Raw genomic sequence first — 420 nt, 5'->3', positions numbered from 1 at the left:
CCTGAGTTCCTCAAACTGGACGGCGCCCCAGGCTTCACAGCAAATAACAGAGGCAACCACAGCAAATCTCGCCAGGGTTCTGGATTACATCCCGGCGCAGGGCAGCCAGCTGAGTCCGGCAATGCTGTTACCGTATGGCACCCATACTAAAATCCGCGTCAGCCAGTGTGTGAGTGAACGCTATGCCATAGTCAAAGAGCCGGGGCCGCAGGAGACATTGTATCCGTGGAAGAATGGAGTGGCCGGAAATACAATCCGGCAGATGAAGGAACGGGGTGTGAAGCCAGACGGTTCCCCCGTGACACCGTTGCTGATGGCGTTGCATGATGCAGCAGGGATAACGCATGAGCTGACGGGATGGACGAATGATGTCCTGGCGATGGCGAAGATATTTGGTGAAGAACGCGCCCTGGAGTTCTG

The 420-nt window shown here is 56.2% G+C and carries 1 pseudogene; it reads left to right on the top strand.

Going from position 1 to position 420, the window contains the following annotated elements:
* Positions 1–420: pseudogene (locus FDX24_RS16280) on the top strand (hypothetical protein); the annotation flags it as partial.

The organism is Citrobacter sp. wls716 (assembly GCF_005280975.1).
GTDB lineage: Bacteria > Pseudomonadota > Gammaproteobacteria > Enterobacterales > Enterobacteriaceae > Citrobacter > Citrobacter youngae.
The sequence above is the reverse complement of the archived record's forward strand: the minus strand, read 5'-3'. Positions and strand labels throughout refer to the sequence as shown.